The organism is Actinomadura darangshiensis, assembly GCF_004349235.1.
In the GTDB taxonomy this organism is placed as follows: domain Bacteria; phylum Actinomycetota; class Actinomycetes; order Streptosporangiales; family Streptosporangiaceae; genus Spirillospora; species Spirillospora darangshiensis.
In genome coordinates this window covers 25,634-39,176 of record NZ_SMKY01000053.1, presented here as the reverse complement: position 1 = coordinate 39,176, position 13,543 = coordinate 25,634, and the positions used below count along the sequence as shown (strand labels likewise).

General features: G+C 75.2%; 8 protein-coding genes. 2 read left to right on the top strand and 6 right to left on the bottom strand.

From position 1 onward, the window contains the following. Positions 1-294 precede the first annotated feature (294 nt). A complete protein-coding gene (locus E1293_RS14650; protein ID WP_132197929.1) occupies positions 295-1,065 on the top strand; it encodes a helix-turn-helix domain-containing protein in 771 nt (256 codons plus the stop codon). A gap of 103 nt (positions 1,066-1,168) precedes the next feature. On the opposite strand, the gene E1293_RS14645 is transcribed toward E1293_RS14650, so the two are convergent. The 6 genes from E1293_RS14645 to E1293_RS14620 all read right to left on the bottom strand — a co-directional run bounded on the left by E1293_RS14645 (position 1,169) and on the right by E1293_RS14620 (position 11,579). Further along, complete coding sequence (locus E1293_RS14645; RefSeq protein WP_132197928.1) at positions 1,169-2,605, bottom strand: cytochrome P450; 1,437 nt, start codon at positions 2,603-2,605, stop codon at positions 1,169-1,171. Then, positions 2,602-3,114: a flavin reductase family protein gene (locus E1293_RS14640; protein ID WP_132197927.1), complete on the bottom strand. Its 513-nt coding sequence runs from the start codon at positions 3,112-3,114 to the stop codon at positions 2,602-2,604. The genes E1293_RS14645 and E1293_RS14640 overlap by 4 nt, the downstream gene beginning before the upstream one ends. Then, complete coding sequence (locus E1293_RS14635; RefSeq protein ID WP_132197926.1) at positions 3,111-3,566, bottom strand: acyl-CoA thioesterase; 456 nt, start codon at positions 3,564-3,566, stop codon at positions 3,111-3,113. Before E1293_RS14635 ends, E1293_RS14640 begins: the two co-directional genes overlap by 4 nt. Before the next feature lie 27 nt (positions 3,567-3,593). Beyond that, positions 3,594-9,428: a type I polyketide synthase gene (locus tag E1293_RS14630; RefSeq protein ID WP_132197925.1), complete on the bottom strand. Its 5,835-nt coding sequence runs from the start codon at positions 9,426-9,428 to the stop codon at positions 3,594-3,596. 75 nt (positions 9,429-9,503) lie between these two features. Next, positions 9,504-10,487: a DUF1702 family protein gene (locus E1293_RS14625; protein ID WP_132197924.1), complete on the bottom strand. Its 984-nt coding sequence runs from the start codon at positions 10,485-10,487 to the stop codon at positions 9,504-9,506. A 105-nt stretch (positions 10,488-10,592) separates the two neighbouring features. Continuing rightward, positions 10,593-11,579, bottom strand: a complete 987-nt coding sequence (locus tag E1293_RS14620; RefSeq protein ID WP_132197923.1) for a DUF1702 family protein — start codon at positions 11,577-11,579, stop codon at positions 10,593-10,595. Positions 11,580-11,881: 302 nt separating this feature from the next. On the opposite strand from E1293_RS14620, the gene E1293_RS14615 reads away from it, so the two are divergent. Continuing rightward, entirely contained in the window at positions 11,882-13,519 is a 1,638-nt protein-coding gene (locus tag E1293_RS14615) for an acyl-CoA carboxylase subunit beta (RefSeq protein ID WP_243716229.1), read from the top strand. The last annotated feature ends 24 nt before the right edge of the window (positions 13,520-13,543 follow it).

The window sequence follows — 13,543 nt, the reverse complement described above, 5'->3', positions numbered from 1 at the left end:
GGACACCGCCGTCCCCGCCGCACCCGCGCGCCTCCGGCGCCCCGCACCCGCGCGCTCCCGGTGTTCGCCGTTCCGTCATCCGGAATGCCGAAAACAGTTATTAACTAATTACGGCGTTATGTTCGACGTTCCGTCCATTGACCAGGCAACGCCATTTTTCTAATATTATGACGCGATCAGATCAATGGTCAGTGGCGCACCGGAAGACGATCTTGGAAACGCCTTTCCCGGGCATTTCTCACCGGATTCCCGCGCCGACTCCCGACCGCGTCACGGACGGAAGGATGCCGCGTCATGCGCAACATCTCGGAAGAGGCCGTTGAACGTGTAATCGAGAACATGTACCTGAACTTAGGCGAGCAGCTCACCATCGACGACATGGCCCGTACCGCGCTCTTCAGCAAGTTCCATTTCTCCCGCGTCTTCCGTCAGGTGACCGGGGTGTCCCCCGGCCGGTTCCTGTCCGCGCTCCGGCTTCAGGAGGCCAAGCGGCTGCTCATCTCCACCACCATGACCGTGGCCGACATCAGCAACCAGGTCGGCTACACGAGCGTCGGGACGTTCAGCTCCCGGTTCAAGAGCAGCGTCGGCCTGGCGCCCTCCCTCTACCGGCAGCGCGGCGGGGTGCGGCCGCGGATCCACACCGACCCGCGCCGCAACGACTGGGGGACGCGGTCGGTGTCGGTCGGCGGGCGGATCCTCCCCCCGGAGGACGGCACCACCGGCACCGTGTTCGTCGGCCTGTTCCCCGAGCCGATCCCGCAGGGCTCCCCCATCCGCTGCACCGTGCTCGACGGGCCCGGGCGCTTCCGGCTGGACCGGGTCCCGCAGGGCACCTGGTACGTCCTGGCGCACTCCCTGTCGGACGACGACCCCCCGGTGCCGGCCGGCCCCCTCGCCGACGAGCCGGTGCCGTGGGTGGGCAGCCACGGCCCGATCTCGATCGCCGCGGACACCGTGCCGCTCCCCGTGGTCGTCCAGCTGCGCCCGATGCGGATGATCGACCCGCCGGTACTGCTCGCCCTCACCTTCATCAGGACGGACGCCAACGCCACCACCGGCTGACGCCCCCGCCGAAAGACGTCCGGCACCGCTCCGCCCAGGGGGGCGGGGCGGTGCCGGACCCGCTCGGGGCGCGCCGGACCCGCCGCGAAGGGCGGGCAGGGCGTCATCGGCCGCCGGACTCGACAAGACGGATGTTCATCGGTAGGCCGCCGCGCATCCGCAGCGACAGCATCGGCTCGGGGACGACCCGGTGCCCCGGGGGCACCGAGAGCCGCAGTTCGCGGGCGATCAGCGCAAGGACGAACGTGGCCTCCAGCATCCCCAGATGGTTGCCGACGCAGAACCGGGGCCCGGCGCCGAATGGGATGTAGGCGTACCGCGGGCGGGCGGTGGCGTTCCCGGGCGCGAACCGCTCGGGCTCGAACCGCTCCGGGTCCTGCCAGAAGGCCGGGTTGCGATGCAGCGTGTACGGCGCGATCAGCACGTCCGCCCCGGCGGGGACGTGGTAGCCGCCCACCTCGTCCGCCGCCAGCGCGGTCCGGGTGAGGATCCACACGGGCGGGTAGAGCCGCATGACCTCCTCGATGACCATGCCCGTGTAGGTCAGGCGGTGCAGGTCCGCGTACTCGGGCAGCCGGTCGCCGAGGACGGCGACGGCCTCCTCGTGCAGCCGCCGCGCCACGTCCGGGTGCCGGTCGATCAGGTACAGCGACCAGCCGAGGGTGCTGGCCGTCGTCTCGTGCCCGGCGAGCAGCAGCGTGATCAGCTCGTCGTGCAGCCGGCGGCGGGCGGCCTCCGGGTCGGCGGCCGAGCGGGCCGCCGCGATGAGCAGCGCGAGCGCGTCGTCGCCGTCCGCGCCGCGCGCCGTCCGCTCGGCGACCAGCCGGTCCACGACCCGGGCCAACTCGGCGCGGGCGCGCCGGAACCGCAGCTGCTTGGGCAGCGGCGTCCACGGCGGCACGGCGCTGAGCGTCACCATGTCGAACATCGCCTGGTCTTGGACGGCCTCGAACGCCTCGCCGATGCCGCCGTGGGCGCTGAGGTCGGCGTCCAGGAGGGTCCGGCCGAGGACGCCGAGCGTGAGGCCGGTCAGCTCGCCCATCAGCTCGACCGGGCCCCGCCCGGCGTGCTCGCGGAGCCGCCGGACGAGGCCGGCGGCCTCCTCGGCGACGGCGCCGGCCTGCGCGGCGATGCGGGACTGCCGGAACGCGGGCTGCACGGTGCGGCGCTGCGCGCGCCACCGCTCGCCCTCGCTGGTGAGCAGCCCGTCCCCGAGGGCGCGGCGGGCCTGGGCGAGGCCGATGCCCTTGTGGTAGTTGCCCGCGTTGTCAGCGAGGACGCGCTTGGCGTGCCGGGGGTGGTTGAAGATGTAGAGCGTCTTGGGCCCGGCCGCCACCCGGACGGCGTCCCCGTACTGGGTGGTCGCGTCCATCATCAGGCCGAGCCGGTCCCGGACGAGCTTGGCGAAGATGCCCGGCATGGCCCGCCGCGGCGGGCCCGGCGGCGTCCGCCGCCCGCCGGGCGCGGCGTCCGGCTCGGCGGCCGCGCCCGCCCCCGCCGCCTCCGGCGCGGGGACGGGCTCCCGCTCCGCCGCGCTCATGCCGTCACCTCCGTGCGCTCGGGGCGCAGCGGGTGGAATCGCCCGTCGAAGAACAGCAGGGCGCCGTCGTCGTCGCGGCGGGCCATCGACAGCAGCCGGGCGGTGAAGATGGTGTGGTCGCCGCCGTCGTAGCGGCGCCACACCTCGCACTCGAACCCGGCGAGCGCGCCCGTGATCAGCGGCACCCCGGTCAGCACGCCGGGATGCCAGTCGACGGCGTCGAACTGCGCGGCGCCGAGCGCCCGCGCCGGGTCGGCGAAGTGCCGGGCCACCGCCTGCTGCCCGGCGCCGAGCACCGACACGCCGAACTGGTCGCCGGTGAGCAGGTTGCGGTGCATGTTGGCGCCCCGCCCGACGCACACCAGGATCAGCGGCGGGTCCAGCGACACCGAGGTGAAGGAGTTCGCGGTCATCCCGTGCGGGCGGGGCCGGCCGGCCGTCACGACGGTCACGCCGGTCGCGTACGCGCCGAGGGCGCGCCGCAGCCTCGCGGGGTCGAGGGCGCTCACGCCGTCCTCCCCGCCTCGGCGAGGCCCGCGGTGTAGGGCTGCAGCGCCCGGCCGAGGGCCTCGGGGATGCGGGCGGGGGCTGTCCGGCCGTTGGGGCCGCGCATGCAGGCGACCCGCTGCCGCCCGCGCGCCACGAGGGTCTCGGCGCCGCCGCCGTCCAGCCGGACGTAGTCGAACCCGAACTCCAGCTGGGTCTGCGCGAGCTCCAGGAGCCGCATCCGGATCGAGACCTCGTCGAAGGCGGTGATCTCCGCGAAGAACTCGCAGTCGACCCGGAGGGTGAACAGCTTCAGGTCGGCGTTCAGGTCGTCCAGGACCGCCGGGGCCCGCTGCTTGAGGAACATCTCCCGGCACCGCCCCTGCCAGCGCAGGTAGTTGACGTAGTAGACGTTCCCGACGAGGTTGGTCTCCTCGAAACCGACCGTGTGCAGGTACTCGAAGTAGTTGCCCATGGGTGTTCTGCGACCGCCCTTCTCGGGTCACGCGCGGCCGGTGGCGACCGGCCGGCTCAGGACTGCGAACACGACCGGCTCCGGGACGTCCCGCAGGGTCGTGGCGAACGTGGCGACGCGCAGGTCGCCGGAGGCCAGCACCACCCACCCGGGGCGGGCGGCCGGCAGCAGCGTCAGCGGCGCCGTGGCGGGCAGCCCCGCCTTCTGCAGGCACTCGCGGGCGGCCCAGATCCGGGTGCCGGCGGTGCCGGTGCCGGGGTCCTGCTCCGCGGCGACCAGGTCGAGCAGCGGGCGGTGCGGACCGAGCAGGCCGTCCCATTCGGAATCCGGGCGGGGGACGGCCCGCTCGGCGTCGCAGCCGAGCGGACCCGGCGCGGCGACGGCGAGGGTCAGGCCGGGGCCGTGCGCGGCGGACACCGCGACCTCGCCGTCCGGGCCGCCGGAGCCGGCGTCCAGCTCGGGCCGGCCGTCGGGCCGGTGGCGCAGGGCTGCCGGGCGGCCCAGCGCCCGGCTCACCGCGAGCGCGGACCGCTCGCGGCGATCGCCCTCGCCCCGCCCGTCGCCCGGTCCGTCGCCCGAGGCCAGGCCGGGTTCGAGGCCGACCGCGACACGGATCCCGGCGACGTCCGCGAGGGTGCGCTCCAGGTGGGCGGCGAGCAGCGGCACCGCCCACGGCCCGGTGCCGTCGGACCTGCGGACGGCCCGCAGCCGCAGGCCCTCCCAGCGCTCGACGACGGTGCCGGCGGCGTCCCGGACCGCGATGTCGTAGGTGTAGGTGTCGCCGTCCTGCTCGCGTTCGACGGCACAGTACCGGAGCGTCCCGGTCAGCCTCTCCCCGCCCGGGTGGACGCGGTCGACCGCGACCGGCAGGAGGGTCGCGTCGGGGACGCAGACCTGGTTGCCGTGCATCAGCGCGTCCCGCAGCCCCGGGTCGCCGAGCAGCAGCGCCTCCGGGAGGTATCCGGCGAACCAGTCGGCCGGCTGGGCGGCCACGTCGGCGTCGACGTGCCGGGCGGCGGCGCGGTGGTAGCGGCGCAGCCGGTGGAACCGCTCCCCCTGGAACAGCACGCCGCCGTACAGGTCACCGGCGGGGGCGAGGGGGACGTCCGGCAGCCCGTCCGGCACCTGGGCGGGCGGCCCGCTGGCCGGGGCGCCGGCGCCGTAGCGCAGCCGCGCCCGGAAGTGGTCGGCGGCGAAGCCTGTCTCCGCGCTGCGGATCGCGACCTCGACGGTGTCGTCGCCGGTGGCGACCGCCGCGATGCGGACGGCGGTGGACCCGTCCGGCGGGACCACGACGGGCCGCAGGAACGCGGCGTCCTCGACGACGGGCGTCGTCTCGTTCCCGGTGACGGCGCGGGCGACCTGCGCCATCGCCTCGATCCCGAACACCGCGGGGAACAGCATGTTCCCGTCGAGCAGGTGGTCGGGCAGGTACCGGTCGGTGCCGGCGCCGAGCTCGACCTCGGTGACCAGCTCGACGCCCGGGTAGTGGACGAGGACGCGGTCGACGAAGCGCAGCAGCGGCAGCTCGGCGCGGTCCCGGCGGACGGTGTCCACGCGTCCGGTCCGGCCGCTGACGACCACCACCGGGGGCGCGTCCGGGTCGGCGACGAGCCGGCGCATCAGCGCCACGCCCTCGTCGGGGCCGATCGGGGTGATCCCGCCGCGGGCGAGCGATTCCACGACGGACAGCCGCTCCCCCATGCCGACGCCGGACCAGACCGACCACTCCAGGCACAGGCACCGGCAGTCGGGGTGCCGCTCGGCGAACTCGCGGGTCAGGTGGGCCATCCAGTCGTTGGCGACGGCGTAGTGCGCCTCGCCGGGGAGCCCGCTGCGGCCGATGATGCTGCCGAAGGCGACCAGCAGCCGCAGCGCCCCGGGGTCGACGGCTCCGAGCACCGCCCGCAGGCCGTCCGTCTTCGGGGCGATGGCGCCGTGGAAGGCGGCCGCGTCGAGGTTGGGCAGGGCGGCGGGCTCGTTGCGGCCCGCGCCGTGCAGCACCCCGGTGACCGGGCCGAGCACCTCGCCGATCTCCGCGACGGCGGCCTCGACCTGCGCGGCGTCGGTCACGTCGGCGCGGACGTAGTGGACCCGCGCCCCGGAATCCGCCATGCGCCGCAGGTTCGCGGCCAGTTCGGCGTCGCCGTCCGGGTCGGAGCGGCCGAGGACGCCGAGCGCGGCGCCGGTGCCGGCGGCGACGGCGAGGGCGCACTCGGCGGTGATGCCCTTGCCGCCGCCCGTGACGAGCAGGACGTCCTCCGGGCCGAGCGGCTGCTCCTGTCGGGCGGGGGTCACCGGCATCGGCCGCAACGTCGGGACGAGGCGGCGCCCCTCGTCGTCGTGCACGGCCTCGTTGAAGCCCGTGGTGGCGGCGACCTCGGCGACGACGCGCTCCACGGCGCCGGACCCGGCGGGCAGGTCGACGACGGTGACGCGGAGCCGGGGGGCCTCCAGGCGCAGCGTCCTGGCGAGCCCGGCGGCGCCCCGCCCCCGCCCGGTCAGCACGAACCGGGTCGCGGCGCCGTCGGCGAGCGCGGCGTGCGCGCCGTCCAGCGCGAGGCGCAGCGCGTCCTCGTCGCAATCGGGCGGCAGGCACACCAGGACTCCGGTGCCGACGCGGGCCCGCTGCAGCGCCTGCCGTAGCGCGTCCGCGAACGGATGGCCGGGAGGCGCGAACAGCGTCCAGGGGCCGTCGTCCTCGGGCTGGGCGGGCGGCGGAACCGGGACCGGGTCGAGGTCGACGGTGAACGCGCGCGCCCACGCGGCGGCGCCCTCGACCACCGGCGCGGCGGACGCGCCGGACGCGGTCTCGGCGAGGGTGTCGAGGGCGGCGGCCAGCTCGCCGAGCGAGGCGGTCGCGAAGTTCGCGGCGGTCTGCGCCGGGGGCAGGTTCAGCAGCAGCGCCGCCTGGTTCATCAGCTGGCCGACGGTGATCGAGGACAGGTGCAGGTCGTCGAGCAACCTGCTGTCGTCGCGGACGAGCTCGGCGGGCAGCTCGGCGCGCTCGGCGGCCAGGCGGCGCAGCAGCTCGACGCTGGTCTCCCCGCCGGCCGCGGCCGCCGCGGCCGCTCCGCTCGCACCGCCGTCGCCCGCGCCGTCCGGGCCCGGGACGGACGTCTCGGCGGCCACGTCGAGGCTGAGCTCCGGCGCCGCCTCGCACGGGCTGGCCAGGAAGTCGAACTCGGCGCCGATCTCCAGCGGCCGGACCAGCCGCCCCCGGAACAGCGCCGCGGTGTCGACGGGCGCACCGGACACGAACGCCGCGGCGGCGACGCGCAGCAGCGAGGCCAGCGACTCGTCGTCGGTGTCGAGCGCGACGGCGGGGGTGCCGGTGATGCCGGCGACCAGCCCGGTCAGCACCCGGCCCGGCCCGACCTCGACGAACAGGTCGGCCTCCTTGGCGGCCAGCTGCAGCGCCTGGCTGAACAGGACCGGTTCGGTGATCTGCCGGCGCAGCAGCTCCCGGACGTCGGTGCGGGCGGGCAGCGGCTCCCCGGTGACGGTGGACACGATGCGCCGCTCGACGTCGCCGAACCGCTCCTCCGCCAGCCCGTCGACGAACGCGCCCGCCGCGGGCGCGACCAGCGGCGAGTGGAACGCGTGCGAGACGGCGAGGCCGGTCCAGGGCAGGCCCGCGTCGGCGGCGCGCCGCCCGGCCTCGCGCACCGCGTCGTCCGGTCCGGCGATCACCGCCTGGGCGGGGCCGTTGTACCCGGCGATGACGACGGGCAGGCCGGTGACGAGGTCGGCGACCCGCTCGGGCGGCGCGCTGACGCTCGCCATCGTCCCGGACGCGCTGTGCTCGGCCATGGTCCGGCCCCGCAGCGCGGTCACCCGGAGCAGGGCCTCGTCGTCGAGCGCGCCCGCCCAGTGCAGCGCGGCGATCTCGCCGAGGCTGTGCCCGACCGCGACCACGGCGTGCACGCCGAGCGTCTCCAGCACGCTCAGCCCGGCCATGGACCCGGTGGCGATCCGGGGCTGGGCGACGGCCGTCGCGGTGACGTCCCCGGCCGACGGGAGCGCCGCGCGCAGGTAGACGTCCTCGGCCACGGCGAAGCGGCGGCGCATCGCCCCGCCGCTCGTGCCGCGCCCCGACCCCTGCCCGGGGAACAGGAACCCGACCTTGGCGGGCCGGGCGACCCGGCCGAGGAAGGACGTCCCGGCCGGGGTGAGCCGGGAGGTCTCCCCCGCGTCCAGCGCGTCGACGAGGCGGCGGATGCGCTCCGCAGCCTCCTGCGCGGACGAGGCGATCACCGCGGCGCGCGCGGAACCGCCGGTGAGCCGGGGCTGCAGCGCGGCGCCGAGGTCCGACAGCTGCGCATAGGACAGCGACGACACCCAGTCGGCCAGCCCCGCGAGGCGGTCGCGCAGCTCGCCGGGCGTGTCGGCGTCGAACAGGAGCAGCTCGGCGTCCTGCACCGAGCGCACCAGGGCGTCGGACGCGGCAGAGGCGGGCGCGGAGCGGCGCCGGCCGGTGCCCTCGACGACCAGGTGCGTGTTGATGCCGCCGAACCCCATGGCGGTGACGCCCGCGCGGAGCGGCGCGTCGTCCGGCCACGGCTCCGCCCGGCGCAGCGCCCGCAGCGCGGCGTCCTCGGCGGCGAGGACGGGGTGCGGGTCGACGCAGCCGACGGTCGGCGGCACCATGCCCTCGCGCACCGCCATCACCGCCTTGACGAACCCGGCGATCCCGGCGGCGGCCTTGGTGTGGCCGATCATCCCCTTGACGGACCCGATCGCGGCCGGCGCGGCGCCGCCGCCCGCCTCGGCCCGCGCCTCCGACAGCGCGGTCAGCTCGGTGGCGTCGCCGACCGCCGTGCCGGTGCCGTGCCCCTCGAAGAACGCGACGGTGTCGATGCCGAACCCGGCACGCTCGTAGGCGCGGCGCAGCGCCAGCCGGTAGCCGTGCTTCTCCGGCCGGGTGATGCCGCCCTTGCCGTCGGACGACACGCCCCACCCGGCGACGACCGCGTAGGGCTCGCGGCCGTACCGGCACGCGTCCTCCTCGCGGACCAGCACGACCATCCCGCAGCCCTCGCCCGGCCAGAAGCCGTTGGACCCGCGGTCGTACAGCCGCATCTCGCCCTTGGCCAGCGCGCCGGTCTTGGCGAACCCGACGATCTCGAACGGGTCCAGCGACAGGTCCACGCCGCCCGCGACGGCGGCGTCCAGCTCCCCGTCGAGCAGGGCGCGGCAGGCCGTCACGACCGACAGCAGCGAGGACGAGCACGCGCCGTCCACCGTGTAGCCGCCGCCCTTGAGGTCGAAGTGGTTGCAGATCCGGCCGGCGATCGTGTTGGACAGCCCTCCGGCGAGGGTGTCCTCGTTCACCGCCGGGAACGGCGCCTTGTAGCGGCGCTCCAGCCCGGCCAGGAACTCGGCGAGGTCCTCGTCCGCCCAGCCCTGGTCGCGCAGCGCGGCGGCGACCGTCCGGCGGACGTACGGCCAGCGCACCCGCATCAGGTTCGCGCGGGAGAACTCCCCGGTCAGCGTGTTGCCGACGATCACGCCGGTGCGCTCGCCGGGCAGTCCCTCCGCGCCGGCGAACCCGGCGTCGGCGAGGGCCCGCTCGGCGGTGTCGAGGGCGAGCCAGTGGGTCAGGTCCGTCGACCGGAACGTGCTCCCGGCGATCTTGTGCCGGACCCGGTCGAACTCGTAGCCCTCCAGGACGGCGGCGTTGCGGGCGTAGAACCGGTCGGGCGCGGCGGGATCGGCGTCCCAGTAGTCCGCCAGCCGCATGCGGACGTCGGGCAGCCGCCGGAAGGCGCGCCGTCCGGCCAGTGCGTTCTCCCAGAGTTGCGTCGGCGAGGTGGCGTCCGGGTAGCGGCACGCCATACCGATGACGGCGATCCTGCTCATTCGGGGGCAGCCTTCTTTCAGCGGTCGCCGGCACAGGGCAGGAGCGAAACCGGCGCGGTGGTCGTGGAGTAGGGGTCAGTCCTGACCGGGGACGAGCGCCGCGGCGACGTCGCGCCGCCACGCCTCGTAGGCGGGGACCTCCGCGCGGGCGTCCGCCGCGGAGTCCGCGGGCCGCGCCGGCATCCGCTCGGTGCAGACGCGCGCCGCCTCCTGCGGCGTCGTGGAGCAGAGCACCTCGGTGGCGAGCTCGACGTGCGGGACGAGCAGTTCGGCGCGCAGCCGGGCCTCGGCGGCGAACGCGCAGCCCTGGGCGAGCTGCGGGCGGTACCGGCCGGCCCGCTCCCGGAGCACGCGCAGCTCCTTCTCGTCGGCGCCGCCCGCGTAGCCGGCGGCGAGTCCGGCGCCGGAGTACAGGTCGCCGCGGCGGTCCTCGGCGAACGCCTCGATCCGGTCGGCGACCAGGCGCGGGTCGGTGCCGCAGACGAACCACAGGGCCCGGCCGATCCCCTGGTCGACGGCACGGCCGGCGTAGGGTGCGCGGTAGACGGGCCAGGACACCGGGTCCACGGCCTGCCCGTCGACGTACCGTCCGGTGCGGAAGTACGCTTGGTGGAAGCCGTAGCCGTCCAGCGCCAGCCAGCGCAGCAGCGGGTCCGGGGCGGCGAGCCTCGACCGCCGGAACCCGGGCAGCCGGGCCGCGGCCCAGCCGACGCCCACGTAGACCATGTAGACGTGGTCGCGCCCGGCGCCGTCGAGGAACTCGGCGACCCGCCGTTTCCCGCCGCCGGGGAGGCCGTCCAGCATCGCGAGCCCCATCGCGGCGCCCTCGTAGGCGAACCCGCGGAACCGGGTCGGGACGTCCGCGAGTTCCGCGGCGACCTCGCCCATGGAGGGGACGCGGGTCGCGGCCGCGTAGCCGGTGAGGAACGTGCGGCCGATGGTCTCCAGCACGGCCTGGGATTCGTAGTCCTTGACCCTGAAACCGCGCACCGACATTTTCGTGGCCGAAATGCTCGGGGTCAGGATCCTGCTGCGGAGCCTTCTCAGTGAACCATTCAATTCAGCACCTGGATTCGCCGGTTCGTGTGATTCCAGAATTGGCCGGTCCGGCAGGCCCCGTCCACTCCGGTCGTGCTCAGCGGCGGGCGGGGCACCCGGGCACCGCTAATCCCGAGGCAGGCGCGGGGCGAGCCGGTCGCGCACGTTCGCGCGCCAGAGCTCGTACGCGGGCTCGCCCTGCGCGTCCGGGTCCACGACGGCGTCGTCGGCGAGCCGGTCCGCCGCCTCGGCCGTCAGGCCCGTGATCGCCCGCAGCGCCTCGCGGGTGTGGCCGGGCACGAACCCGGCGTGGCAGCGCGCCTTCGCGGCGAACACGGCGCCCTGCGCGAGAGCGGCCGCATGCTCGCCGACGTGGCCGCGCAGGGCGGCGTAGCCGGCCGGGTCGCAACCGCCCGCGAAGGTCGCGGCGAGCCCGGCGCCGCTCCACAGGTCGGCGCGGCGCCGCTCGGCGAACCGTCCCACCGCGGCGGCGACTGCGTCCGGCGCGCCCCCGTGGACGAACCACAGGGCGCGTCCGACGCCCTGGTCGAAGGCGCGCGGGAAGTAGTCGGGCCGGCCCAGCCAGGGGTAGGGCGCGGGCACTTCCTGCGCGTCCACCCAGCGGCGGGTGTCGAAGTAGGCGCGGTCGAAGCCCAGCCCGTCCACGGCGAGCCAGCTCATCGTCGGGTGGTACGGCGACCCGGCGAGGTCGGGCAGGACCTTGCGCCACAGGACGCGCGGCAGCCGCGCCATCGCGAACCCGATCCCGATGTAGGCGAGGAAGATGTGCGGGCGCCCGGGTCCGAGCAGCAGGTCGCGGGTGCGGTGCCCGCGGCGCGGTCCCATCGCGTCCAGCACGGTGAACGCCATGGTCGCGCCCTCGTAGGCGAAGCCGCGCTGCTCCGGCGAGACCAGGGCGAGCCGCCGCTCGACCTCCCACTGGTCGCGGGCGTCGATGCCCCATTCGAAGCCGCAGACCACGGCCTGCGGTATCGCCTCCAGGACGAGCACCCGCTCGGACGGGGTGACGGGGAAGCCGCGCTCAGCGAAGCCCACCTCCGCGAGGGACGGGGCCATGACGAGCCTGCGCAGCGAGCCGATGATCGTGGACATGGGGCACTCCTCAGCGGCGGTGACGTCCACCGCAGTGTGCGCCGCGGCCCGCGGGCCCTTCATCTCCCGGTTTGCTGCCGCATCCGGCCCGACCGCCGGGCGCGGGCGGCGCGGCGCGGCCTTTCCGCGCGGCCGACCCTCGAATACCCGGCCAAATAAAATGACAGTGTTATTTTCTCTATTCCCGGCTGATCGCGTTCCAACGGCAAAATCGGAGAAGACGCGAGGATTGGCCTGCCGAACACTGGAGAGGGCGCACCCCGCCCCAGAAATGGCGGGAACGCACCGAGGAAGGGGAATTCGTGAGCGCATCCGAGGCCGACTTCGTTCCGGTTCAGGTTCCGGTACCGCGGCCGCGCGGCGCCCGCCTGCCCGCGGTGGTCACCGAACCGGCCCCGCGGTCGATGGCCGGGCTGCGGCGGGACCGCGACGAACTTCGCGCCGAGACCCTCACCGACCGCGCCCCGGCCGTCGAGCGCCAGCACGCGCTCGGCAAGCGGACCGCGCGGGAACGGCTCGATCTGCTGCTCGACCCCGGCTCGTTCATGGAAATAGGAATGTTCCGCCGCCGCTCCGAAGGCCCGGACGAACCGGCGGGTCCCCGCACCGACGGAGTGGTGACCGGATCCGGCACCGTCGACGGCCGCACGGTCTTCGTCTACTCGCAGGACTTCACGCTGTCCGGCGGGTCCCTCGGCGCCGCCCACGCCGCCAAGATCCACAAGGTGATGGACCTGGCGCTGGCGAACGGCGCGCCGCTCATCGGGCTGAACGACAGCGGCGGCGCCCGCATCCAGGAGGGCGTGCTGGCCCTCGACGGCTACGGCGGCATCTTCCGCCGCCAGGTCCGCGCGTCCGGCGTCATCCCGCAGATCAGCGTGGTGCTCGGCCCGTGCGCGGGCGGCGCCGCCTACTCCCCCGCCCTCGCCGACGTGACGTTCATGGTCCGTGGCACCGCGCAGATGTACCTGACCGGCCCGGACGTCGTCGAAGCGGTCAGCGGCCGGCGGGTCACCCACGCCGAGCTGGGCGGCGCCGAGGTGCACGGCGCCCGGTCCGGGGTGGCGACGTTCGTGCACGACGACGAGGAGGGCTGCCTGGACGACGTCCGGTACCTGCTGTCGCTGCTGCCGTCGAACTACCTGGAGCCGCCGCCCGCCGCGGCCGCGCGGAGCGCCGCGGCCGACGTGCGGCCGCGGCTGGCGGAGCTCGTCCCGGTCGAGCCGAACCGCCCGTACGACATGCGTACCGTCATCGCCGAGATCGCCGACGACGGCGAGTTCATGGAGTTCCACGAGGACTGGGCGGGCAACGTCATCTGCGCGCTGGCGCGCATCGACGGCGAGGTGGTGGGCCTGGTCGGCAACCAGCCGATGGTGCTGGCCGGCGTGCTGGACGCCGCCGCCTCCCAGAAGGCCGCCCGGTTCGTCCGTTTCTGCGATGCGTTCGGCGTCCCCCTGGTGACGCTCGTCGACGTGCCCGGGTTCCTGCCCGGCGTCGACCAGGAGCACGCGGGCGTCATCCGGCACGGCGCGAAGCTGCTGCACGCCTACTGCGAGGCGACGGTGCCGCGGATCCAGGTGATCCTGCGCAAGGCGTACGGCGGCGCGTACATCGTGATGGACTCCCGCTCGATCGGCGCCGACCTGTCGCTCGCCTGGCCCACCAACGAGATCGCGGTGATGGGCGCGGAGGCCGCCGTGAACGTCGTGCACCGCCGCGAACTCGCCGCCGCCGCCGACCCGGGCGCGCTGCGCGGCGTCCTGATGACCCGGTACGCCGAGCGCCTCACGCACCCGTACTTCGCGGCCGAGCACGGCCTCGTCGACGACGTCATCGACCCGGCCGACACGCGCGCCGCCCTCGCACGGGGCCTGGCGGCGCTGCGCGGTAAGCGGGAGATCGCGGAGCCGCGCAAGCACGCCAACATACCCCTCTAGTGCTCTGAGTCAATAGTTCATTGG